The 22,298-nt window shown below is 56.2% G+C and carries 20 protein-coding genes; 9 read left to right on the top strand and 11 right to left on the bottom strand.

The annotated features are described in order from the left end of the window. Positions 1 to 16 precede the first annotated feature (16 nt). Together exbD and exbB are read right to left on the bottom strand one after the other, a co-directional pair. On the bottom strand, positions 17 to 442 hold the full coding sequence (gene exbD / locus V5P19_RS19870; protein ID WP_010435590.1) for a TonB system transport protein ExbD: 426 nt from the start codon (positions 440 to 442) through the stop codon (positions 17 to 19). Between the two features lie 4 nt (positions 443 to 446). Continuing rightward, positions 447 to 1,178, bottom strand: a complete 732-nt coding sequence (gene exbB / locus V5P19_RS19865; protein ID WP_334406747.1) for a tol-pal system-associated acyl-CoA thioesterase — start codon at positions 1,176 to 1,178, stop codon at positions 447 to 449. Positions 1,179 to 1,429: 251 nt separating this feature from the next. Between exbB and metC the strand changes: the two genes are divergently transcribed. After that, on the top strand, positions 1,430 to 2,617 hold the full coding sequence (metC, locus tag V5P19_RS19860; RefSeq protein ID WP_334406745.1) for a cystathionine beta-lyase: 1,188 nt from the start codon (positions 1,430 to 1,432) through the stop codon (positions 2,615 to 2,617). A 143-nt stretch (positions 2,618 to 2,760) separates the two neighbouring features. After that, the gene (gene yghB / locus V5P19_RS19855; protein ID WP_334406743.1) at positions 2,761 to 3,420 is read left to right on the top strand and encodes a DedA family general envelope maintenance protein YghB; all 660 of its coding nucleotides are present in this window, start codon (positions 2,761 to 2,763) and stop codon (positions 3,418 to 3,420) included. Between the two features lie 39 nt (positions 3,421 to 3,459). Here the strand turns inward: yghB and V5P19_RS19850 are convergent, their stop codons facing one another. Then, positions 3,460 to 4,359 carry an AraC family transcriptional regulator gene (locus V5P19_RS19850; protein ID WP_334406741.1) on the bottom strand — a complete coding sequence of 300 codons (900 nt, stop codon included), beginning with the start codon at positions 4,357 to 4,359 and terminating at the stop codon, positions 3,460 to 3,462. 195 nt (positions 4,360 to 4,554) lie between these two features. On the opposite strand from V5P19_RS19850, the gene yqhD reads away from it, so the two are divergent. After that, on the top strand, positions 4,555 to 5,718 hold the full coding sequence (gene yqhD / locus V5P19_RS19845) for an alcohol dehydrogenase (protein WP_334406740.1): 1,164 nt from the start codon (positions 4,555 to 4,557) through the stop codon (positions 5,716 to 5,718). A gap of 105 nt (positions 5,719 to 5,823) precedes the next feature. Continuing rightward, positions 5,824 to 6,651, top strand: coding sequence for a 2,5-didehydrogluconate reductase DkgA (dkgA, locus tag V5P19_RS19840; RefSeq protein WP_334406738.1), 828 nt, complete (start codon positions 5,824 to 5,826; stop codon positions 6,649 to 6,651). A gap of 30 nt (positions 6,652 to 6,681) precedes the next feature. Here dkgA and V5P19_RS19835 read toward each other — a convergent pair whose 3' ends face one another. From V5P19_RS19835 to V5P19_RS19815, 5 genes are all read right to left on the bottom strand, one after another. Next, positions 6,682 to 8,853: a YgiQ family radical SAM protein gene (locus V5P19_RS19835; RefSeq protein ID WP_334406736.1), complete on the bottom strand. Its 2,172-nt coding sequence runs from the start codon at positions 8,851 to 8,853 to the stop codon at positions 6,682 to 6,684. Between the two features lie 119 nt (positions 8,854 to 8,972). Next, positions 8,973 to 10,385, bottom strand: coding sequence for a cell division protein FtsP (gene ftsP / locus V5P19_RS19830; RefSeq protein WP_334406735.1), 1,413 nt, complete (start codon positions 10,383 to 10,385; stop codon positions 8,973 to 8,975). 59 nt (positions 10,386 to 10,444) lie between these two features. Beyond that, positions 10,445 to 11,182: a 1-acylglycerol-3-phosphate O-acyltransferase gene (plsC, locus tag V5P19_RS19825; RefSeq protein ID WP_334406734.1), complete on the bottom strand. Its 738-nt coding sequence runs from the start codon at positions 11,180 to 11,182 to the stop codon at positions 10,445 to 10,447. A gap of 165 nt (positions 11,183 to 11,347) precedes the next feature. Continuing rightward, the gene (gene parC / locus V5P19_RS19820; protein WP_334406732.1) at positions 11,348 to 13,606 is read right to left on the bottom strand and encodes a DNA topoisomerase IV subunit A; all 2,259 of its coding nucleotides are present in this window, start codon (positions 13,604 to 13,606) and stop codon (positions 11,348 to 11,350) included. Positions 13,607 to 13,724: 118 nt separating this feature from the next. Then, positions 13,725 to 14,126 carry a NirD/YgiW/YdeI family stress tolerance protein gene (locus tag V5P19_RS19815; protein ID WP_334406730.1) on the bottom strand — a complete coding sequence of 134 codons (402 nt, stop codon included), beginning with the start codon at positions 14,124 to 14,126 and terminating at the stop codon, positions 13,725 to 13,727. A 139-nt stretch (positions 14,127 to 14,265) separates the two neighbouring features. On the opposite strand from V5P19_RS19815, the gene qseB reads away from it, so the two are divergent. From qseB to lysM, 5 genes are all read left to right on the top strand, one after another. Next, positions 14,266 to 14,925 carry a quorum sensing response regulator transcription factor QseB gene (qseB, locus tag V5P19_RS19810; protein WP_334406728.1) on the top strand — a complete coding sequence of 220 codons (660 nt, stop codon included), beginning with the start codon at positions 14,266 to 14,268 and terminating at the stop codon, positions 14,923 to 14,925. Continuing rightward, on the top strand, positions 14,922 to 16,271 hold the full coding sequence (gene qseC, locus V5P19_RS19805; protein WP_334406726.1) for a quorum sensing histidine kinase QseC: 1,350 nt from the start codon (positions 14,922 to 14,924) through the stop codon (positions 16,269 to 16,271). Before qseB ends, qseC begins: the two co-directional genes overlap by 4 nt. 105 nt (positions 16,272 to 16,376) lie before the next feature. Further along, positions 16,377 to 16,958, top strand: a complete 582-nt coding sequence (locus tag V5P19_RS19800) for an NAD(P)H-dependent oxidoreductase (protein ID WP_334406724.1) — start codon at positions 16,377 to 16,379, stop codon at positions 16,956 to 16,958. 30 nt (positions 16,959 to 16,988) lie between these two features. Then, positions 16,989 to 17,303 (top strand): putative quinol monooxygenase, encoded by a 315-nt coding sequence (locus tag V5P19_RS19795; protein ID WP_334406722.1) that lies wholly within the window; start codon positions 16,989 to 16,991, stop codon positions 17,301 to 17,303. A gap of 84 nt (positions 17,304 to 17,387) precedes the next feature. After that, a complete protein-coding gene (gene lysM, locus V5P19_RS19790) occupies positions 17,388 to 17,828 on the top strand; it encodes a peptidoglycan-binding protein LysM (RefSeq protein WP_334406720.1) in 441 nt (146 codons plus the stop codon). Positions 17,829 to 17,860: 32 nt separating this feature from the next. On the opposite strand, the gene V5P19_RS19785 is transcribed toward lysM, so the two are convergent. From V5P19_RS19785 to V5P19_RS19775, 3 genes are read right to left on the bottom strand one after another with little or no spacing between them, the layout of a single operon-like run. Continuing rightward, positions 17,861 to 19,048: a glycoside hydrolase family 88 protein gene (locus tag V5P19_RS19785; protein WP_334406718.1), complete on the bottom strand. Its 1,188-nt coding sequence runs from the start codon at positions 19,046 to 19,048 to the stop codon at positions 17,861 to 17,863. 27 nt (positions 19,049 to 19,075) lie between these two features. Further along, complete coding sequence (locus V5P19_RS19780) at positions 19,076 to 20,341, bottom strand: oligosaccharide MFS transporter (RefSeq protein ID WP_334406716.1); 1,266 nt, start codon at positions 20,339 to 20,341, stop codon at positions 19,076 to 19,078. Between the two features lie 42 nt (positions 20,342 to 20,383). Next, positions 20,384 to 22,198 (bottom strand): DUF2264 domain-containing protein, encoded by a 1,815-nt coding sequence (locus tag V5P19_RS19775; RefSeq protein WP_334406714.1) that lies wholly within the window; start codon positions 22,196 to 22,198, stop codon positions 20,384 to 20,386. Between the last annotated feature and the right edge of the window lie 100 nt (positions 22,199 to 22,298).

Here is a 22,298-nt window from a genome sequence, read left to right as displayed (position 1 = left end):
TCGCCAGCTCTTCATTTTATTTTGCGGCCGCTTTCTCTTCGCCGACCAGGCCAATCTTCAGGTAACCCGCCTGATGCAGCGTGTCCATTACCCTCATCATGGTTTCGTAGTCGACGGTTTTATCCGCACGGAAGAAGACCGTGGTGTCTTTTTTCCCACCGGTAAGCTGGTCCAGCGCCGGAATAACTGACGCATCCGTCACCGGGTCGTTGCCGAGGAACATGGACTTATCCGCCTTCACCGACAGATAGATAGGTTTTTCCGGACGCGGCTGCGGCTGGCTGGAAGAGGCCGGCAGATTAACCTTCACGTCAACCGTCGCCAGCGGCGCAGCCACCATAAAGATAATCAGCAGAACCAGCATAACGTCGATAAACGGCGTCACGTTGATTTCGTGCATTTCGCCGTTATCGTCCAGATTTTCGTTAAGACGCATTGCCATAAAATTAACCTACGCGCAGTTTAGACGCCGCATGTACCGGTTTAACGGAGCTGGCATTCAGATCAAGGTCGCGGCTTTGTAACAGCAGAACCTGCGCAGCAACGTCGCCGAGGGTCGCTTTGTAGCTGCCAATCATACGCGCGAAGATGTTATAGATAACCACTGCCGGAATCGCCGCAACCAGGCCGATCGCCGTGGCCAACAGCGCCTCTGCGATACCCGGGGCAACAACGGCCAGGTTCGTCGTTTGAGTCTGTGCAATGCCGATAAAGCTGTTCATGATGCCCCAGACCGTACCGAAGAGACCGACGAACGGAGAAATTGCGCCAATAGTCGCCAGATACCCATTCCCACGCCCCATATGACGCCCCACGGCGGCAACGCGACGCTCCAGGCGGAAGCCGGTACGTTCTTTAATGCCTTCGTTATCTTCACTGCCTGCGGAGAGTTCCAGTTCGTTTTGCGCTTCGTTCACCAACAGGGAACTCAGGCTTTTCGCATGGAAGGATGAGATCATGTCGGATGCCTGATCCAGAGAGCGGGCTTCAGCCAACTGCTGCTGTTCGCGCTTGAGGCGACGTTTCTGAGAAATAAGCTCGACGCTCTTACTGAAGAAGATAGCCCAGGTGACAACGGACGCCAGAATCAGGCCGATCATCACAATCTTAACCACGATGTCAGCATGATGATACATGCCCCAGACGGAGAGATCCGTCTGCATCAAATTATTACCCACTCTGTATCTCCAGGACGCAAATTACAAATTCTGACCGTAATAATATCAAAACGTCGTCGAATTGATAGTAGTTCTCATTAGTATTTACATACTGCCGTAATTTCCGCTCACTTTCCTTGCGCTTACGCAGTAAAAATTTCTTATGCGTATTTTTCATAAAATTTTCTGCTTATTCGATACGCCTGCGGATGCAGTTTTTTACAATCGTGGTAGTCTGGACGTCCAGACGTATAAAAACAGGGTTAGCGAACATGACAAAGAAGCATCTTGATACCACGCTGGTACAGGCCGGACGCAGCAAAAAATACACCCAGGGATCGGTCAACAGCGTGATTCAACGGGCCTCCTCGCTGGTGTTTGATACCTTAGCGGATAAAAAAGAAGCGACCCGTAACCGCGCAAAAGGTGGATTGTTTTACGGTCGTCGCGGCACGCTAACCCATTTTTCACTTCAGGAAGCCATGTGTGAACTGGAAGGTGGCGCTGGCTGCGCGCTATTCCCGTGCGGTGCGGCGGCGGTGGCCAACACCATTCTGGCGTTTGTCGAACAGGGCGATCACATCCTGATGACCAACACCGCCTACGAGCCGAGCCAGGACTTCTGTACCAAAATCCTCAGCAAGCTTGGCGTAACCACAGGCTGGTTCGACCCGCTGATTGGTGAAGGTATCGCTGAGCTTATTCAGCCAAACACGCGCATTGTGTTTCTGGAATCGCCGGGCTCTATCACCATGGAAGTGCATGACGTTCCGGCCATCGTGAAGGCCGTGCGCAGCAAAGCGCCGGATGCCGTCATCATGATTGACAACACCTGGGCCGCAGGCGTGCTGTTTAAGGCGCTGGACTTCGATATTGATGTTTCTATTCAGGCAGCCACGAAGTACCTGATAGGTCACTCCGACGGCATGATCGGCACCGCCGTGTCTAATGCTCGCTGCTGGGAACAACTGCGCGAAAATGCCTATCTGATGGGTCAGATGGTGGATGCCGATACCGCCTACATGACCAGCCGCGGCATCCGCACGCTGGGCGTGCGTTTGCGCCAGCATCATGAAAGTAGCCTGAAAGTCGCCGAATGGCTGGCACAGCACCCTCAGGTTGAACGCGTTAACCATCCCGCGCTACCGGGCAGTAAAGGCCACGCTTACTGGCAACGTGACTTTACAGGCAGCAGCGGGTTGTTCTCTTTCGTGCTTAAAAAGCGCCTGAATAACGACGAGCTGGCACGCTTTCTGGATAATTTTACGCTCTTCAGCATGGCCTACTCCTGGGGCGGGTTCGAATCCCTGATCCTGCCTAATCAGCCAGAGCAGATTGCCGCCCTGCGTCCCGGTGGCGAAGTAGACTTCACGGGAACGCTGATCCGACTGCATATCGGTTTAGAAAATGTGGACGATTTAATTGCCGATTTAGCGGCAGGATTTGAGCGTATCGTGTAGAGTGCTGGCTGAAAATGTACTCCCTGGACTCTTTTGTGAACATTACGCTAAGAAAAGTCTGCATGAGTTGCGCCCGCGATCAAACCCAGCGGGCTAATTAGGGAGTACAATAGCGCTATATCTGCTGTTCCACAGGAAAGTCCATGGCTGTTATTCAAGATATTATTACAGCGCTCTGGCAACACGATTTTGCCGCGCTAGCCGACCCTCACGTGGTAGGTATTGTCTATTTCGTGATGTTCGCAACCCTGTTTCTGGAAAATGGACTACTGCCCGCCTCTTTTTTACCCGGTGACAGCCTGCTTCTGCTTGCAGGGGCGTTAATCGGTAAAGGCGTCATGGACTTCGTTCCGACAATGATTATCCTCACCTCTGCTGCCAGCCTGGGCTGCTGGCTGAGCTATCTTCAGGGCCGCTGGCTGGGCAACACCCGCGTGGTGAAAAGCTGGCTAGCGCAGTTACCGCATAAATATCATCAGCGCGCGACATGCATGTTTGACCGACACGGTCTGCTGGCGCTGCTGGCCGGGCGTTTCCTGGCGTTTGTGCGCACCCTGCTGCCAACGATGGCGGGGATCTCCGGACTGTCGAACCGTCGCTTCCAGTTCTTCAACTGGCTGAGCGCGCTGCTGTGGGTTGGCGTCGTCACGGCGCTCGGCTACGGGCTGAATATGATCCCGTTCGTGAAGCACCATGAAGATCAGGTAATGACTTTCCTGATGATTCTACCGATGTTCCTGCTGGTTGCGGGGCTGGTGGGAACCATCGCGGTGGTGATTAAGAAGAAGTACTGTAGCGCCTGAGCGCCTCACCCTCTCCCCAAAAAGGGAGAGGGAAAAACGTTAAGCACCCTGCATCGTTCTGATGCGTGATGCATCTTCTCCCGGCGTAACGCCGAAATAACGCTTAAACTCCCGACTGAACTGCGACGGACTTTCATAACCCACCCGCATCGCCGCCGCGCTGGCCTTCATGCCGTCATGAATCATCAGCATGCGCGCCTTATGCAGCCGGAATGTTTTCAGGTACTGCAACGGCGAGGTGCTGGTCACCGACTTGAAGTTATGGTGAAACGCGGAGACGCTCATGTTGGCTTCCGCCGCCAGCTGGTCGACGCTGAGGTTCTCCGTGTACTGGCTTTCAATGCGCTTGAGCACGCGGCTGATCAGGCTGAAGTGTGTCTGCCGGCTCACCAGCGCCAGCAGCGCTCCGCCCCCCGGCCCCATCAAGACGTGATAGAGAATTTCACGGACAATCTGCTTACCGAGAATACGTGCATCCAGCGGCCGGTCCATCACGTCAAGCAGGCGTTCGATCGCGCAGAGGATCTCCTCGGATAGCGTTGCAGAGTTAATCCCGCTCGCCGCCATCGACGGCTGGAAAAGCTCGTCTTCACCAATCTCCATGAGCAGCTCCTGCAGCTGAAGAATATCGACGTTGACGCGAATGCCTGCCAGCGGAACGGCCTCTGTCGCGAAAGTTTCACATTCAAAGGGTAAAGGTACTGTCAGGAGCAGATATTCATTGGTGTCGTAGCGAAACACGCGCTCGTTGATATAGCCAATTTTATGCCCCGAGAAGAGAAAAACGATGCCTGGCTGATACATCACCGGCGTACGGGTGCCGGGCTGCGTCCCGTAAAGCAGGCGAATATCCGGAAGCAATGTGGCTGTATTATTTCCATTATCTATCAATCTCTTAATCTGCGACGTTAGCTGAAGGCAGATGGCTTCGCGGTTCATAGTGAGTGACTCCGGGTACGGTTTCCGACGCTGACAGTGTGCGCATTTTCTCGCGGTTTCTCCAGCACTCTGTAGAAATGGGCAAGACATCGGCAGGAATGTGCATTGAGGGGATAGCCCCAGCCCGCCACAATGTGCAGCATCAGGTAGCCATCTGCGCCACCACGGTTTTTCACCCACGATAGGGAACGAGCAATGAACAACTTTAATCTCCACACCCCAACCCGCATTCTGTTTGGTAAAGGCGCCATCGCCGATCTGCGTGTGCAGATCCCCGCTGACGCTCGCGTGCTGATCACCTACGGTGGCGGCAGCGTAAAAAAAACCGGCGTGCTGGATCAGGTGTACAGCGCTCTCGAAGGTATGGACGTGCGTGAGTTCGGCGGTATTGAACCCAACCCGTCTTATGAAACGCTGATGAACGCCGTCAGCATCGCCCGTGAAGAGAACATCACCTTCCTGCTGGCGGTGGGCGGCGGTTCCGTACTGGACGGCACCAAATTCATCGCGGCTGCTGCCCACTACGCTGACGGCATCGATCCGTGGCATATCCTGGAAACCCGCGGCAGCGACATCACAAGCGCCATCCCGATGGGTTCTGTGCTGACCCTACCCGCCACCGGATCTGAATCCAACAAAGGCGCGGTGATCTCCCGTAAAACGACCGGCGACAAGCAGGCCTTTATGAACGATCACGTTCAGCCGGTGTTCGCGGTTCTCGATCCGGTTTACACCTACACCCTGCCTGCCCGTCAGGTCGCTAACGGCGTGGTCGACGCCTTCGTTCACACCGTTGAGCAGTACGTGACTTACCCGGTTGATGCCAAAATTCAGGATCGTTTCGCGGAAGGCATTTTGCTGACGCTGATCGAAGATGGCCCGAAAGCGCTGAAAGAGCCGGAAAACTATGACGTGCGCGCCAACGTGATGTGGGCAGCGACACAGGCCCTGAACGGCCTGATCGGGGCTGGCGTGCCGCAGGACTGGGCAACCCACATGCTGGGCCACGAGCTGACGGCAATGCACGGCCTGGATCACGCGCAGACGCTGGCGGTGGTTCTGCCCTCTCTGTGGAATGAAAAACGCGACACCAAGCGCGCTAAACTGCTGCAGTACGCCGAGCGCGTGTGGAACATCACCGAAGGTTCTGACGATGCACGTATTGATGCTGCCATCGAAGCCACCCGCCGCTTCTTTGAAGGCCTGGGCGTGCCGACGCGTCTCTCCGGCTACGGCCTGGATGGCAGCTCCATCCCTGCCCTGCTAGCGAAACTGGAAGAACACGGAATGACCCAGTTGGGTGAGCATGGTGACATCACCCTGGACGTGAGCCGTCGCATTTACGAAGCGGCGCGCTAAGCGTTTTTGTCATCCCGACTTTCGTTTTTTGACATTTCGTCCAGACTTAATGCACACCACATCGTCGGGGGAGCCCTCCGACGATGAGCACTTGAAGGAGGAAAAATGGCAAACCAAACCGTAATCAAGCTGCAGGACGGCAACGTGATGCCCCAATTGGGGCTAGGTGTATGGAAAGCCGGTAACGACGAGGTCGTCTCCGCCATTCATAAAGCACTGGAAGTCGGCTATCGGTCGATTGATACCGCCGCCGCCTACAAAAATGAGGACGGCGTGGGGAAAGCACTGGCCAGTGCTGGCATGCCCCGCGACGACCTTTTCATTACCACGAAGCTGTGGAATGACGATCAGAAACGCCCCCACGATGCGCTGCAGGAGAGCCTGGATAAACTCCAGCTCGATTTCGTCGATCTGTATCTGATGCACTGGCCGGTTCCGGCAATCGATCATTATGTTGATGCCTGGAAAGGCATGATTGAGCTGCAGCAGGCCGGGCTGGTGAAGAGTATCGGCGTGTGTAACTTCCAGGTGCATCATCTGCAGCGTCTGATCGATGAAACAGGCGTCGCACCGGTGATTAACCAGATAGAGCTACACCCGCTGATGCAGCAGCGTCAGCTGCATGCCTGGAACGCCACGCATAAGATCCAGACCGAATCCTGGAGCCCGCTGGCGCAAGGCGGTGAAGGAGTATTCGATCAGAAAATTATTCGCGATCTGGCGGATAAATATGGCAAGACCCCGGCGCAAATCGTTATTCGCTGGCATCTAGACAGCGGCCTGGTGGTGATCCCGAAATCGGTCACGCCATCGCGTATTGCCGAGAACTTCGACGTCTGGGATTTCCGCCTGGACAAAGATGAGCTGGGGGAGATTGCGAAGCTGGATCAGGCCAAGCGTTTAGGGCCGGACCCGGATCAGTTTGGTGGCTAAAAAAAACCCCGGCGAGCCGGGGTTTTTCTTTTACGCTTTGCGCTTCATCGGTTTCTTCGCACTGGAATTACCGTTCGAACGCTGATGCACAATCGGCGTGTGCTTGGTCAGCGCCGGGCGCGTGTGGCGATTCTGACGACGTGCTTCGCGCATCTCATCGAGCGTTGGCGCAGGTACCAGACAGTCGCGGCGCGAGCCGATCAGGTGCTTTTTGCCCATATCTTCCAGCGCCTGGCGGATCAGCGGCCAGTTAGCCGGATCGTGATAGCGCAGCAGGGCTTTATGCAGACGGCGCTGCTTGTCCCCCTTCGGCACCACCACATCTTCACTCTTGTAGCCAATCTTACTCAGCGGGTTCTTGCCGGTGTAATACATGGTCGTCGAGTTGGCGAGCGGCGACGGATAGAAGTTCTGTACCTGATCCAGCCGGAAGCGGCGCTGTTTCAGCCACAGAGCCAGGTTCACCATGTCTTCATCACGTGTGCCAGGGTGCGCGGAGATGAAGTACGGGATCAGATACTGCTCTTTCCCAGCCTGCCTGGAATAGGTGTCGAACAGCTCTTTGAAGCGATCGTAGCTGCCCATGCCCGGCTTCATCATCTTGGAAAGCGGGCCTTCTTCGGTGTGCTCTGGCGCAATCTTCAGATAACCACCGACGTGGTGCGTCGCCAGCTCTTTAATGTAGCGCGGATCTTCCACCGCAATGTCGTATCGTACGCCGGAAGCGATCAGGATCTTCTTGATGCCCTTCAGGTCACGCGCGCGACGATAGAGATTGATCGTCGGCTCGTGGTTGGTGTCCATATGTTCACAGATGCTCGGATAGACGCATGAGAGACGACGGCAGGTTTGCTCCGCACGCGGCGACTTACAGCGCAACATATACATGTTGGCGGTCGGGCCACCCAGATCGGAGATCACGCCGGTAAAGCCCGGCACCGTATCGCGAATCGCTTCGATCTCGTTAACGATAGACTCTTCGGAACGGCTCTGAATAATACGACCTTCGTGCTCGGTAATAGAGCAGAAGGAGCAACCGCCGAAGCAGCCGCGCATGATGTTGATCGAGAAACGGATCATCTCGTACGCCGGAATACGGCTGTTGCCGTACGCCGGATGCGGTACGCGCTTGTACGGCAGCGCAAACACGCTGTCCATCTCTTCGGTTGAGAGCGGGATTGCCGGTGGGTTAACCCAAATATAACGCTCACCGTGCTTTTGCATCAATGCGCGAGCACAGCCAGGGTTCGTTTCATGGTGCAAAATTCGGGACGCATGTGCGTAAAGCACTTTGTCGCTTTTGACCTTCTCAAAGGACGGCAGCAGCACGTAGGTCTTTTCCCACGGCTTAGGGCGCGGCGGCTGTACCACCACGGCTTTGGCTTCGGCCTTTTTCGGCTCAACCGGTTTGTTATCCGCACACGGCAGGTCTTCACCGTACGGATGCGGGATCGGGTCGATTTTGCCCGGCATATCGATGATGCGGGAATCCACACCGCTCCAGCCCGGCAGCGCCTCTTTTACCATAATCGCAGTGTTACGCACGTCGCGGATTTCGCTGACCGGTTCACCCTGCGCCAGACGGTGTGCGACTTCCACCAGCGGACGTTCGCCGTTGCCGAAAATCAGCATGTCAGCTTTGGAATCGACGAGCACTGAACGACGAACGGTATCAGACCAATAATCGTAATGCGCGGTACGGCGCAGGCTCGCCTCAATGCCGCCCAGAATCACCGGCACGTCTTTCCACGCTTCTTTACAGCGTTGGGTGTACACCAGCGTGGCGCGATCCGGACGTTTGCCCGCAACGTTATCGGCGGTGTATGCGTCGTCGTGGCGCAGCTTACGGTCGGCGGTATAGCGGTTAATCATCGAGTCCATGTTACCGGCGGTCACGCCAAAGAACAGGTTTGGTTTGCCGAGCGTCATGAACGCATCTTTGCTGTTCCAGTCTGGCTGGGAGATGATCCCCACGCGGAAGCCCTGCGCTTCGAGCATGCGGCCGCAAATGGCCATACCAAAGCTCGGGTGATCAACGTAGGCATCGCCTGTCACCAGAATGATATCGCAGCTATCCCAGCCCAGTTGGTCCATCTCTTCACGGGACATCGGCAGGAATGGTGCCGGTCCAAAGCAGGCCGCCCAGTATTGGGGCCAGGAGAAGAGGTCACGATCCGGCTGGATCAGGGAAATTGCGCTCATAATGCTTCCGAAGAAAAAATAGACAAAAGGGCGGGGATTATACGCTGGATCAATACGGGAAATGAAGGGGTATTGTGCGGGCTGATGCCCTCCCCCACAGGGAGAGGGCGAAAAGCAATTTACGGTGCCGGATTGACCAGCATCTGCCCGACCGATCCCCTGTCCATCATCTCCAGCGTTTGGCTATGGAACAGGAACGGGAAGTGCGGCCACGACGGCTGGCCATAGTAGACGAGCAGTTCAACCTGACCGTCCACCCACACCGTGTCTTTCCATCCCCGATCTTCCGGGAACGGCATCGCGCCGTTAACGTTGCGGATCAGGAAGCTAACCCCTTCAATATGGAAGGATTGCGGCATATCAGAGCGCACCGTCCAGCGTTCCCAGGTTCCCTGCTGCGCGGTGATATCAATCCGGTTGACGTCCCACAGCGCGCCGTTGATGCCCGGATCATCGCCCAAACTAATATCCCGGCTGCGCACCGGCGATCCGCTCATGATCTCCTGCGGCAGCAAGCGCATCGGCAGGCTGTCGGTCACCAGCGGCAGCAGGCCGGTTGGGCGCAGGGTCAGTACCAGGGTGGAAACCAGAATGCTGGAAGGTTCAAAGAATCCGCGAATGCGATCCACAATGCTCGCCGCTTCCCCGCAGGTCAAAGACACTTCATCGCCGTTGGTCATATCCACGAGGATTTCACGGCGCTCACCCGGCGCGAGCGCCAGCTGTTTTACGGAAACCGGCGCGGGCAAAAAACCTTGATCGCCTGAAATCACGTGAAGCGGGCGGCCATCGCTCATCTGCAGCAGATAGCGACGCGAGTTAGAAGCGTTGAGCAGGCGCAGGCGCACCCACCCGCGCGAGACGTCGACGTAGGGGCTTTGCGCACCGTTAACCAGCAACGTATCGCCAACGAAGCCGCCGCTGCCCGGTTCGCTGTACTCCGGCGTGCCAAAGTTATCCAGGCGTTTGTCCTGGATGATGACAGGAAAATCATCCACGCCGTAGTGGTTCGGAATAGGAAGGGACTTGCTGACCTCATCTTCAATGAGCCACATCCCCGCCAGGCCGTTGTACACCTGCTGAGCCGTACGGTTCGGCGTATTGGCGTGATACCACAGCGTGGCCGCACTCTGGCGGATCGGCAGTACCGGTGCCCAGTCAGCGTTCGGCGACATCATACGCGCCGCGCCGCCAATCAACGGACCCGGAACCTGCAAACCGCTGACGGTCATGGCCACATTTTCAGGCGTACGGTTACTGTAGATAAGCTTAACGTCATCGCCATTCCATACCCGAATGGTTGGCCCAAGATAGCGCCCGTTAATCCCCCATATAGACGCACGCGTGCCCTGGGTAAAGGACCAGTGGCTACGCTGTAGGGTCAGAAAAAGGGGTTGCCCACGACGGGATTCAATCAACGGCGGGATGGGCAGCGGCTGCTGCTGCCCGGCGGCGTTGGCTGTCAGCGGCATCGCACCCGCACAGAGAGCGATCCCCGAAGCCTGAATAAACTGACGCCGACTGAGTGACATATAAGCTCCATCTGAAACAACGAACAACGCGGGAATGCGTTTTCCCTTTAAACGCCAGCTTAAATCTTGCCGGCGGATTCTCTCTCTGCGACTTCTTTGTCGAGCTGCGCAATGTGCTGAGCCATCAGTTCACGACAGTGCGTTGCCAGCTCGCGAACCTGATCTTTCCCATATTTGCTGGTATCCACCGGCGGCAGCATTTCGACAATCACCAGCCCGTTATTCAGGCGGTTAAGATTAATCTTATTCGATGTATTCGAAACGCACACGGGAATAATTGGAACGCCTGCCGCAATTGCAGCATGAAACGCACCGGTCTTAAAGGGCAGCAGGCCGCGTCCCCGGCTGCGCGTTCCTTCCGGGAACATCCAGATAGAGATTTTGCGCTTTTTGAAGTGATTCACCATTTCGGCAATGGTGCCGTGCGCTTTTGCACGATTATTGCGGTCGATCAGCAGGTTACCGGTGAGCCAGTACAGCAGGCCGAAAAACGGAACCCACAGCAGGCTTTTTTTACCCACGGTCACGGTCGGCGGCAGGACGATGTTTGCGGCTGTCACCATATCGTAGTTGTTCTGATGGTTAGCGATATAGATGGCGTTACCGAAGTGCTCGGCACCTTCCGGCAGACGTTTTTCAACCTTCAGGCCATACACTGGCGCAAGACGACCGAACAGGTGGCCAAACGTGGCAACATGCTTAGGATTACGCGGGCTGAACAGGCAGTAGATGCAGCCGAAAACACAGACCAGAATGCAGTAGATAACGGTAATAATGAGACGAACAATGTATAGCATGGCGACCTCTTAAGCCCAAACAGCTGACAATTATACTTCATCTGTGGCCAGGTAAGGACTTTATTACGAGCGCGTATTGTTAATCGCAACGCACGAATTAACAACGTTTTTACGGGAAATTTTATTGAAACTCCCCCTCCGGAATGAAGGGGGAGTGGCACCGCATTACTCTTCGCTGTCGCCCACGCCTGGACGAACCGGAGAATCGATCTCGATACGGTCAATACGCTGCAGGCCACGCATCAGTGAACCGCGGCGACCGCGCTCCCCGACGACTTTCTGCAGCTCTTCCGGACGAAGCTTAATTTTACGTTTACCAACGTGAATGGTCAGCGTGCTCTGCGGTGGCAGAATGAAGAGATGCGCAAGGCCATCTTCGCCTTTTGCCGCTTCCGCCGACGGGATGTTAATAATCTTGTTGCCTTTACCCTTCGACAGTTCTGGCAGATCGCTGACCGGGAACATCAGCATGCGTCCGGCAGAAGTAATGGCCAGCAGCATATCGCTGTCGTTTTCAATCACCAGCGGCGTCATGACGCGGGCGTTGTCCGGCAGGCTGATCAGCGCTTTGCCCGCACGGTTGCGCGAGACAAGGTCGTTAAAGGTACAGATAAAGCCGTAGCCTGCATCAGAGGCCATCAGCAGTTTCCGATCGTCTGCTTCCATCAGCATGTGCTCAACCGTCGCCCCCGGCGGCAGCGTCAGCTTGCCGGTCAGCGGCTCGCCCTGCCCGCGCGCGGAAGGCAGCGTGATCGGATCGATGGCGTAACTGCGGCCCGTGGAGTCGATAAACGCCACCGGCTGGTTGCTCTTGCCTTTCACCGCCGCTTTGAAGCTATCGCCCGCTTTGTAGCTCAGGCCTGGCGCATCAATATCATGCCCCTTGGCGCTCCGCACCCAGCCGCTCTGCGACAGTACAATGGTGACCGGCTCTGAAGGCTGCATGTCATGCTCGTTCATCGCCTTCGCTTCTTCACGCTCGTGCAGCGGGGAACGACGGTCGTCACCAAAGGCATCGGCATCAGCCTGCAGCTCTTTCTTCAGCAGGGTGTTCATCTTGCGTTCGGACGCCAGGATCGCCTGCAGCTGATCGCGTTCTTTTTCCAGCTCGTTCTGCTCACCGCGGATCTTCATCTCTTCTAGCTTGGCGAGATGACGCAGCTTCAGTTCGAGGATCGCTTCGGCCTGGGTTTCGCTGATGCCAAAGCGCGACATCAGCGCGGGTTTAGGCTCGTCCTCGGTACGAATGATCTCGATCACTTCGTCGATATTGAGGAACGCCACCAGCAAACCGTCGAGGATATGCAGGCGCTTGAGCACTTTCTCCAGACGATAGTTCAGGCGACGGCGCACCGTATCGCGGCGGAAGGTCAGCCACTCAGTGAGGATCTCCAGCAGGTTTTTCACCGCCGGACGACCGTCCAGACCAATCATATTCAGGTTAATGCGGTAGCTTTTTTCCAGATCGGTGGTGGCAAACAGGTGGTTCATGACCTGCTCCATATCCACGCGGTTGGAACGCGGCACGATCACCAAACGGGTCGGGTTCTCGTGGTCGGATTCGTCGCGCAGGTCGTCCACCATCGGCAGCTTTTTATTGCGCATCTGGGAGGCAATCTGCTCCAGCACTTTCGCGCCGGACACCTGATGCGGCAGCGCAGTGATCACCACGGCGCCGTCCTCTTTATTCCAGACCGCGCGCATGCGTACGGAGCCGCGCCCGTTCTGGTAGATTTTGCGGATTTCCGCGCGCGACGTGATGATTTCGGCTTCGGTCGGATAGTCCGGCCCCTGCACGATATCCAGCACCTCATCCAGCGTGGTTTTCGGCTGTTCAATCAAGGTGATGGCGGCTTTCGCCACTTCACGCAGGTTGTGCGGCGGAATGTCCGTCGCCATACCCACGGCAATACCGGTTGTGCCGTTCAGGAGAATATTCGGCAGACGTGCAGGCAGCATTTTCGGCTCCTGCATCGTACCGTCGAAGTTTGGCACCCAGTCTACGGTTCCCTGCCCCAGCTCGCCCAGCAGCACTTCGGCGTATTTGGAGAGTCGGGATTCGGTATAACGCATCGCCGCGAAGGATTTCGGATCGTCCGGCGCGCCCCAGTTCCCCTGTCCGTCAACCAGCGGATAACGGTACGAGAACGGCTGCGCCATCAGCACCATGGCTTCATAACAGGCGCTGTCACCGTGCGGATGGTATTTACCCAGCACGTCACCGACGGTACGGGCGGATTTCTTGAACTTGGCGCTGGCACTCAGTCCCAGCTCGGACATCGCATAGACGATGCGGCGCTGAACGGGCTTCAGGCCATCCCCGATAAACGGCAACGCCCTGTCCATGATGACGTACATGGAGTAGTTCAGGTAAGCGTTTTCCGTGAATTCATGTAGCGCGAGGCGCTCTGCCATATCGCTCATTACGTGTGATTCCTCAACTCAGAAACCGATGGGTTTCAGGCAATATTGCCGCAGATACTACCTCATCTGGCGAGTTGAGTCACAAAGAAAAAGGGCCGGATAAGCGGCCCTTTCTGGGTTATTTGTTCAGCTTAATAACCTGCTTCACATCGATTTCAAATTCGTTCCAGTCTTTATCGACCTTACCCTGGAGTTCGACCTTATCCTGCGGCGTCACGGTCACGCCGTTCCAGCGTTTGTGGTCGATCTCTACCACCACCGTACCGGTCTCATCGCGGAAGGTGTAGCGATCGTCGGACAGGCGCTCGGTAATGCTACCGCGCAGCTTCACCCAGCTGTCGTCCTTCATGTCTTTGACTTTGGCAGCCGTCGTCAGGTTGGCATTGTTATCGACAAAACCGCCCTGCTGGGTTTGCGTCTGGGTTGGGGTAGCCGATGGGCCAGTGAAACCGCCCTGAGCAGCAAAGACCGGTGCGGTGGTCATCATCATGATGGCAGCAAGTGCAGCGAATTTTTTCATCTTAATCTCTCCCTTTAATGTCGTTTCAAAATCCATTAAACAGGGTAAACCTTAACAACTTCTTAAGGGGAAAATTTATTTATTTTTACTGTACAGCAGGCTTCAGCGCGGGGTTTACTGGCGATATCAAGGAGGGAACATGCGCATATTACTGGTAGAAGACGACAAGTTAATTGGCGATGGCATCAAAGCCGGCTTAAGCAAAATGGGGTTCAACGTGGACTGGTTTACCGACGGGAAAACCGGCCAGGCGGCACTCTATACCGCCCCCTATGATGCCGTGGTGCTCGACCTGACGCTGCCGGAAATTGACGGGCTTCAGATCCTGCGCGCATGGCGCGAAAGCGGGCGCAGCGAGCCGGTCTTAATCCTGACGGCGCGGGACGCGCTTAACCAACGCGTCGAGGGGTTGCGTCTGGGGGCCGATGATTACCTGTGCAAACCCTTCGCGCTAATCGAGGTGGCCGCAAGACTCGAGGCGCTGGTCCGCCGCAGCCATGGCCAGGCGAGCAGCAAGCTTCGTCACGGCAACGTGACGCTCGATCCAACTAGCCTCGTCGCCACGCTGGATGGCGAAACGCTGATGCTGAAACCCAAAGAATTTGCCCTGCTTGAGCTGTTAATGCGCAACGCAGGCCGCGTTCTCCCGCGCAAACACATCGAAGAAAAACTCTATAGCTGGGACGATGACGTCTCCAGCAACGCCGTGGAAGTCCACGTGCACCATCTTCGCCGCAAGCTCGGCAGCGAGTTTATCCGCACCGTGCACGGCATCGGCTATACACTGGGTGACGCATGAAATTGACCCAACGCCTGAGCCTGAAGCTGCGCCTGACGCTGCTCTTTTTCGTGTTGTCCCTCGCGGCGTGGTTTGCCGCCAGCATCGTCGCCTGGCAGCAGACTACCCACAAGCTGGATAAGCTGTTTGATACGCAGCAAATGCTGTTTGCCAAACGGCTGATGACCATGGAGCTGGACGAATTACGCGCCCCGGAACGTATGCGCGAGGTGCCGAAAAAGGCCAAGCACGGGCATCTGGATGACGACGCGCTGGCCTTCGCCATCTTCACCCCCGACGGCAACATGATCCTCAACGACGGTGAAAACGGGCGCTATATTCCGTATCACTATCGCCGGGATGGATTTGATAACGGACGGCTACAGGACGACAACGATGAGTGGCGCTTCTTATGGCTGACCTCACCGGACGGTAAATACCGCGTGGTGGTCGGCCAGGAGTGGGAATACCGTCAGGAGATGGCGCTGGATGTGGTCAGTTCACAGCTGACGCCCTGGCTGGTGGCGCTCCCCGTGATGTTGCTGTTACTTATCCTTCTGTTAAGCCGTGAACTGAAGCCGCTGAAAAATCTGGCGCAGACCTTGCGCCTGCGTTCGCCCGATGCCACCGACTCGCTGCCGACGCGCGGCGTTCCTGCAGAGGTGCGCCCGCTGCTCGACGCGCTGAACCATCTGTTTGCACGAACGCAGGAGATGATGGCCCGCGAGCGCCGCTTCACCTCCGATGCCGCCCACGAGTTGCGTTCCCCGCTGGCAGCCCTGAAGGTGCAAACCGACGTGGCACAGCTCTCACTGAACGATCCGCAGGCGCAGGAAAAAGCGCTGTCGCAGCTGCATGCGGGTATCGATCGCGCCTCCAGGCTGGTGGATCAGCTCCTCACGCTCTCGCGCCTGGACTCTCTGGATAACCTGGACGACGTCGAACCGGTCGTGATGGCTGATTTACTGCAGTCGGCAGTGCTGGATATCTGGCATCTCGCGCAGCAGGCGGGGATTGATATCCGCCTGAACGTCAACGATCCGCAGGTGAAACGCGCGGGCCAGCAGCTGCTTTTAAGCCTGCTGGTTCGTAATCTTCTGGATAACGCCGTTCGCTACAGCCCGCGCGGCAGCGTGGTGAATGTGACGCTGAATACCCGCAGCTTTTCCGTACGGGATAACGGCCCAGGCATTTCTCCCGCTGCGCTGGCGCGTATCGGCGAGCGCTTTTATCGCCCGCCGGGACAAGATGAAACCGGCAGCGGTCTGGGGTTATCCATCGTGAAGCGCATCGCGACCCTGCACGGCATGCGCGTCACGCTGGGGAATGCGGCAGAGGGCGGTTTTGAAGCCAACATCAGTTGGTGATTGATTATTGCTTCTTACGCAAAAGACTTTGCACATTTTGCCCATTTTACCGCACCGTCCTCGCGCGTAGACTACTGCACATACTCTCATCTACGAGGACTAAAAATGAGCAACATTCTGATTATCAACGGGGCGAAAGAATTCGCGCACTCAAAAGGCCAGCTGAATGACACCCTGACCGAGGTCGCGGATGGTTTCCTGCGCGACGCCGGACATGATGTTAAGGTCGTGCGCGCAGACAGCAATTACGATGTTAACGCAGAGGTGCAGAACTTCCTGTGGGCCGACGTGGTGATCTGGCAGATGCCGGGCTGGTGGATGGGCGCCCCGTGGACCGTGAAAAAATACATGGACGATGTCTTCACCGAAGGCCACGGCTCGCTGTATGCCAGTGACGGACGCACCCGCTCTGACGCCGCCAAAAAATACGGTTCTGGCGGTCTGATTCAGGGCAAAAAATACATGCTCTCTCTGACCTGGAACGCCCCGCTGGAAGCCTTTACCGAGAAAGACCAGTTCTTTGAGGGCGTGGGCGTCGACGGCGCATACCTACCGTTCCACAAGGCCAACCAGTTCCTGGGAATGGAACCGCTGCCGACCTTTATCGTCAATGACGTCATTAAAATGCCGGACGTCCCGAGCTATATCGCAGAATATCGCAAGCATCTCGGCGAGATTTTTGCTTAACTGTTAGCCTGGAATTAGAAGGAGTTAACCATGCTTACCGTTATTGCTGAAATCCGTACTCGTCCAGGCCAACATCACCGTCAGGCGGTGCTGGATCAGTTCGTGAAGATTATCCCGACCGTATTGAAAGAAGAAGGCTGCCACGGCTATGCGCCGATGGTAGATGCCACCACTGACGCGAGCTTCCAGGCGACGGCGCCAGACTCAATCATCATGGTTGAGCAGTGGGAAACCGTGGCACATCTTGAAGCCCACCTGCAGACCGCGCATATGAAGGCGTGGAGCGACGCGGTGAAAGGTGACGTTCTGGAAACCCATATCCGTATTCTGGAACAAGGGGTGTAAACCCGTCTTCCCTCTCCTCTCGGGGAGGGAAATCTCCCTGACCTGCTATGCTTATTCTGACTTCATGGTTAACAGGAGGAAAGAATGGGTCTTTTTAACTTCGTGAAAGAAGCAGGCGAAAAGCTGTGGGATAACCTGACCGACCACAAAGGTCAGAGCGACAAAATCACCGAGCACCTCAAAAAACTCAACATTCCCGGTTCAAACAACGTGCAGGTTAACGTCACTGACGGCAAAGCCAGCGTGACGGGAGAGGGGTTGACGCAGGAGCAGAAAGAAAAAATCCAGGTTGCCATCGGGAACATCGCAGGCGTTAGCGAGGTGGAGAACAACATCACCGCCACCGACGCCAAAGATGAAGCCACCTACTATACGGTGAAATCCGGCGATACCCTGAGCGCCATCTCCAAAACCGTGTATGGCGATGCCAACCAGTACAACAAGATTTTTGAGGCTAACCGCCCGATGCTCTCCAGCCCGGATAAAATTTATCCCGGCCAGACGCTGCGTATTCCTAAGGCGTAATGCACGAGTCGGGGGTCCCCCCCCCGACTGTTTTACCAGTAGAGCTTCCAGCTCTGCGTGAACCGCACCAGCGCTTCAACGTAGAAATAATCTCCCCAGCTCGCGCACTCATCCACGCCTTTGTTGCTCGCGAGGTGATAGACAGCGTGCTTAAGCAGCCCGTTCCCCTGCTCGTCCTCGCCCATCAGATAGTGCTTTGTCAGCGACGACATGATCCCTTTCGCCCATTCCAGATAGCGTTCGCGATCCGGGTCCGTGACCGGGAGATGTTTCACCAGTTCCAGCAGCCCGCAGACCGCAATGGCCGCCGAGGAGGAGTCCCGCAGCGCATCCGTACCGACCAGCGCCAGATCCCAATGGCAAACATAATCTTCCGGTAGGCGATTGAGGAAGTAGTTCGCCAACCGTTTTGACAGGGCAATCATCGTCTCATCGCCGGTGTAGATATAGCTCAGCAGGAAACCGTAAATGCCCCACGCCTGTCCGCGCGACCAGCAGGAGTCATCCGCATACCCTTGCTGGGTGTTGCCATACCGCGGCGCGCCCGTGACCACGTCCATGTAGTAAGTGTGGAACGTCGAGGCATCTTCACGAATCAGGTACGTTGCGGCCTGCATGACGTGAGCTTTTGCGGCATCGGCAAAGTGCGGATCGCCGGTTTGCTCCGTCGCCCAGTAAAGCAGCGGCAGGTTCATATTGCAGTCGATGATCATCCGACCGGCCTGTTCCGGATCGGCCAGGTCGCCCCATGCCTGGATAATCTTCGCCTTCTCATGGAAGCGCTCTAACAGCGCTTCAGCCGCCAGAAGCGAGAAACCGCGCGCTTCGCGGTTGCCCGTCAGTCGCCAGGCCGCCACGCAGGAGAGCGTATACAGGAAGCCTAAATCGTGAGTATTGGTATCGTTGCGCCCGGCGATACGCAGGCCAAACGAGCGCACGTTTTTTTCCGCCATCTCGCGGAATTTCGCTTCTCCGCTCATCTCCCACGCCAGCCAAAGCTGGCCGGTCCAGAAGCTGGTGGTCCACTCCACGTTATCGGTCAGCGGATAAAAACCGTCCTGACAGGTTTCCGCCGGAAACTGTTCACCGAACGCCGTTAAATGACGGCTAATCAGGTTAAGGACATGACTGCGCGCTGCGCTGAGTTGATCGCGAAAGACGCAGGGATCAACGGGTAAAGGAATAGCGGGCAGGCATTCCTCTTTGATACGACTTAACATAGTGCGGTTCCTTCTTTGACGGCGTAATTATCGTGATGTAGGTTCTGCTACGTTCAGCGTGCGGGACCCGCGCCATTTGCTCTGGCAGGCCGATAGCGTAAAGGCAGAAATAAGCGTAAAGGTCAGCGCGGTAGCGCCCATGATGATATAGGTGTGCTCAAAGCCAATGCGGTCGTACATATATCCGGCCGGAGAGGAAATCACCACATTGCCGACATACAGCATCGCCTGATAACCCAGTAAATACATGGTGGCGTTAACGCGCTTGTCGAAATGCTCGGCGATATATTTAAAGACCGACACCAGCAGCAGGCAGATTTCGAGACCGTACAGCGGTTTAAGAATGGAAATTAACAGATGCGAATCGCACATGCCGGAAATAATCAGGCGCGCGCCGACCACCAGCCCGACAATTAATAGCCCACGCTTAGCGCCAATAAAGTTTACAAACAGCGGGATCACCATATACATGACGAATTCCATTCCCGACTGCACGGTCCCCAGATAACCAAATACCGCATTGCCCTGGTGAATATCGTCGAAGAAGGTGACGAAATAGCGCGAGAACTGCTGCTCGGCGATAAACATCATCCAGGCTACGCCCGCCACGTACAGGCAGAAGGCCCAGAATTTACGGTTTCGCAGAAGCGCGTACACGTCCGAGGGGGCGATTTTCTCTTTGGTTAGCACCTCGCCTGCGTGGACTGAGTTAGTGTTCACTTTCAGCGTTAGCAGGACAATCAGCATCACCACCGAGGCCACGCTGCCCAAAATAAAGTTATAGGCCGGAGAAAGGTTAAACAGCAGGCCGGAAAAGGATGACGCCACCGCCCAGCCAAGCGATCCCCACATACGAATTTGGCCAAACTCCATGCCGTTTAAGCGGCTAAAACGGTCGGAATAGGATTCACACGCCGCCACGCCCGCATACCAGGCAAAGCTTAAATAAAGTGCACCGATAATAATGCCGAGCAGGGTGTGAGACATTAACAGCGGCTGGTAGACATAAATAAAGAACGGCGCCATCAGGGCCGACATCGCCACCACAAAATAGAGCAGGTATTTGCTCATGCCGATTTTATCGAGAATATAGCCATAAATGGGCTTAAGAATAACGGAGAAGACGCCGTTCACGGCAAATACGGTACCAATGACCGAGCCGCTAAGATTCGCCTTTTGGCCAAGCCAAATCGCCAATAAACCAATGCTGGCAGACCAGGTGAAAAAGTAGAGGAAAATAAAACTGCTTATTTTGTAATATTCGGTTCTGTTCGTTGTAGATGTATTTTTCATACCATCCTCGCCGACGTGTAGGTATAGGGGCCAGAGTTATTTTTATAAAGTGAACGACAGATGACGTTCGCCTCCAGGTTCGCGTATTACGACCTGGTTAGGGGTAATGTTCAGCCGTGGCGCGACCACAACCTGTTGCTTCTCGCTGGCCACGACGGCGCAACATAGCCAGCTCACCCCTTGCGGGATGACGGTTTTTAACAGCGGAATGGAGGCGCACTCCGGGAACATAATGCTGCTGTTAGGCGGCGTGACGATGCTGTCCGGCATGCGTGCGATAGCGGGCGAGAGATCGACAATCGCGCTGCTGCCGTTCGCTGCAATCAGGTAACAGCCGCGGTCGCGCGCGTGGTGCTCCGTTTTCTTCACCGCAAACCCTCCTTCAACGGTTTGCAGAGCGCGGGCGCTGTTGATGCGGTGCAGGCGCAGATGCCATTCTCCGAAGGGCACCTGCCAGGTTTCAATATGCACGTCGTGCCACGGTAGCCAGCGTGAGTAGAGGTAATTCTCATCCACCCGTACGTCCTCGCACGCGCGGCGACCGCGGAAATAATCATCCCCCTCCGACAGCAACAGCATTGAGTCGCAGGCGGCATGTTTCAGGCCAAAGCGTCCGCGCTCGATGGTGAAACCAAAGCGGCTGGAATAAGCAAATTTGGTGTATTTGGCGTCGGTGTTAACGTAGTTGTTCAGCTCACGCTGCCCGGCGGTGAGCATCGTGACGTGCTGTGACGTATCGCTATGCATCAGGATCTGCTGGGCATGAGGAATTGCGCGTTTTTCGGCGAGCACGGGCAACGGCTGCTCTTCTGCCTGCCAGAACGGGTGCGCCTCTGGCAGCGCCAGAATCAGGTAGGTTTTCAGCGCCCAGTAGGGTGAGCCGGGAGAGTTGTAATCCTCGCACATCGCCAGGTTCGGATACGCAAAGCCCAGGGTCAGAATGCCGTCGCGATCGGCTATCGGCTGACGCTGCCACCAGCGCAGATGGCGTAGCACAATGCCTTTTACGATACCCGGCGTGAAGACGTCCAGCCCGGAAAAGGCTACCGCGCTCCAGAAGGCCACCATCGCGAAACGGTAGGTCAGGCTGCGGCCAAACGGCACCGATGCGCCATCGGCGGCTGACCAGTAGATAAAGTCGTCGGCAAACAGACGCGAGCGCTGACGTAGCGTGTTCGCCCTCTCCTCGTCATCGCTCAGGGTGGCGTAGATCAGGCCATAGAAGTGGAACGCCATCGAGATGTAGTAGTCCTTCGGACGGCCCGGGCCGTCGGCGTACCAACCGTCACCGAGGTAGTAGGCGTCCAGCATCGCAAACCGGCGGTCAATGGCGTTTTGGTCATACGGCAGCCCGGCGCGTTTAAAGCCGAGCTGGACCATAATGGCAAAGTAGTTCCAGTTGCTGTCCGGCATTTGCGCGTCGGTGATTTGGTTGAGCCACGCGTGCAGGTTCATCACTTCACGCGCGGTGAAGCGCTCGGTGAGTTTCTCTCCCAGCAGGCACAGCCCCAGCCCGTAGGCCGCCATTTCCACCAGCCGCTGATCGTACGGGCCGGTGTCACCCCAGTAGCCCACGCTGTGCGGATCGGTACCGAGCCTTATGGCGGTAATGTACTTATCGCTAAACGGCGTGGCGTCGCCGGATGCCATCAGCGGAAACAGGCCCCAGAGCGCGCGGGAAAGCCCCTCCATCTGCGCAATTTCCGTTGAATAATGCGCGCAGGTTTCCCCCAGCGAAAATCGTGAACTGTCTTGCGGAAACTGCGTATCCAGCGCGCCCAGCAAGGTATTTAATGACGCCACCACATCCTGGCGTGAAGACAACGGATTTGATTTTTCTTTATTTGCCGCCCACATAGGTTCGCCCTCGTAATCAACTGCGGCAAAGCATAGTGAATGCACAAGGGGCAGAAATGTTAGCCAGGTCACAGGTGAGAACGATGAATAAACCCGCAGT

The organism is Enterobacter sp. UNJFSC 003 (assembly GCF_036903355.1).
Lineage (GTDB): Bacteria > Pseudomonadota > Gammaproteobacteria > Enterobacterales > Enterobacteriaceae > Enterobacter.
Note: the sequence above shows the minus strand (reverse complement) of the source record. Positions and strands in the feature narration are given on the sequence as shown.

What these genes read in the sequence shown, in the direction of transcription:
- V5P19_RS19835 (WP_334406736.1), bottom strand. Translation starts at nt 8,853, where the DNA reads ATGAGCGCAATTTCCCTGATCCAGCCGGATCGTGACCTCTTCTCCTGG.
- V5P19_RS19800 (WP_334406724.1), top strand. Translation starts at nt 16,377, where the DNA reads ATGAGCAACATTCTGATTATCAACGGGGCGAAAGAATTCGCGCACTCA.
- V5P19_RS19775 (WP_334406714.1), bottom strand. Translation starts at nt 22,198, where the DNA reads ATGTGGGCGGCAAATAAAGAAAAATCAAATCCGTTGTCTTCACGCCAG.
- V5P19_RS19795 (WP_334406722.1), top strand. Translation starts at nt 16,989, where the DNA reads ATGCTTACCGTTATTGCTGAAATCCGTACTCGTCCAGGCCAACATCAC.
- metC (WP_334406745.1), top strand. Translation starts at nt 1,430, where the DNA reads ATGACAAAGAAGCATCTTGATACCACGCTGGTACAGGCCGGACGCAGC.
- yqhD (WP_334406740.1), top strand. Translation starts at nt 4,555, where the DNA reads ATGAACAACTTTAATCTCCACACCCCAACCCGCATTCTGTTTGGTAAA.
- V5P19_RS19785 (WP_334406718.1), bottom strand. Translation starts at nt 19,048, where the DNA reads ATGTTAAGTCGTATCAAAGAGGAATGCCTGCCCGCTATTCCTTTACCC.
- V5P19_RS19780 (WP_334406716.1), bottom strand. Translation starts at nt 20,341, where the DNA reads ATGAAAAATACATCTACAACGAACAGAACCGAATATTACAAAATAAGC.
- qseC (WP_334406726.1), top strand. Translation starts at nt 14,922, where the DNA reads ATGAAATTGACCCAACGCCTGAGCCTGAAGCTGCGCCTGACGCTGCTC.
- qseB (WP_334406728.1), top strand. Translation starts at nt 14,266, where the DNA reads ATGCGCATATTACTGGTAGAAGACGACAAGTTAATTGGCGATGGCATC.
- yghB (WP_334406743.1), top strand. Translation starts at nt 2,761, where the DNA reads ATGGCTGTTATTCAAGATATTATTACAGCGCTCTGGCAACACGATTTT.
- ftsP (WP_334406735.1), bottom strand. Translation starts at nt 10,385, where the DNA reads ATGTCACTCAGTCGGCGTCAGTTTATTCAGGCTTCGGGGATCGCTCTC.
- plsC (WP_334406734.1), bottom strand. Translation starts at nt 11,182, where the DNA reads ATGCTATACATTGTTCGTCTCATTATTACCGTTATCTACTGCATTCTG.
- lysM (WP_334406720.1), top strand. Translation starts at nt 17,388, where the DNA reads ATGGGTCTTTTTAACTTCGTGAAAGAAGCAGGCGAAAAGCTGTGGGAT.
- dkgA (WP_334406738.1), top strand. Translation starts at nt 5,824, where the DNA reads ATGGCAAACCAAACCGTAATCAAGCTGCAGGACGGCAACGTGATGCCC.
- parC (WP_334406732.1), bottom strand. Translation starts at nt 13,606, where the DNA reads ATGAGCGATATGGCAGAGCGCCTCGCGCTACATGAATTCACGGAAAAC.
- V5P19_RS19850 (WP_334406741.1), bottom strand. Translation starts at nt 4,359, where the DNA reads ATGAACCGCGAAGCCATCTGCCTTCAGCTAACGTCGCAGATTAAGAGA.
- exbD (WP_010435590.1), bottom strand. Translation starts at nt 442, where the DNA reads ATGGCAATGCGTCTTAACGAAAATCTGGACGATAACGGCGAAATGCAC.
- V5P19_RS19815 (WP_334406730.1), bottom strand. Translation starts at nt 14,126, where the DNA reads ATGAAAAAATTCGCTGCACTTGCTGCCATCATGATGATGACCACCGCA.